This window comes from Flagellimonas olearia (assembly GCF_009184425.1).
GTDB lineage: Bacteria > Bacteroidota > Bacteroidia > Flavobacteriales > Flavobacteriaceae > Flagellimonas > Flagellimonas olearia.
The window spans coordinates 1-304 of the sequence record NZ_WELG01000226.1 but is presented as its reverse complement, the minus strand read 5'-3'; the positions used below and the strand labels follow the sequence as shown (position 1 = coordinate 304).

Annotated in this window: 1 protein-coding gene; it reads left to right on the top strand. The window is 59.2% G+C overall.

Going from position 1 to position 304, the window contains the following annotated elements; translation table 11 throughout:
- Positions 1–74: 74 nt before the first annotated feature.
- The coding region (locus F8C76_RS19755; protein ID WP_152132989.1) for a nitrite reductase (NAD(P)H) small subunit at positions 75–304 on the top strand (230 nt) is incomplete at its 3' end.

Here is a 304-nt window from a genome sequence, read left to right as displayed (position 1 = left end):
ACGTGCGTGAACGTGGCCAGCGACGTCCCGCCTACGAGCATGAACGTATCGAGCTGGTTGAGGAGGCGTAAGCCATGAACAATGCAGTAGCGGTTGAATGGAAAACAATCTGCAGCGTCGACGATGTGTTGCCCGGCACCGGAGTGGGAGTACGCCTGGCCACGGGGCAGGCGGCACTCTTTCGTACTAGGGACGGAAAGTTCTATGCGCTAGACAACATGGACCCGTTTAGCCATGCCAACGTGATTAGCCGGGGCCTGCTGGGCTCGCTGGGTGACAAACGGGTGGTTGCCTCACCCCTCTA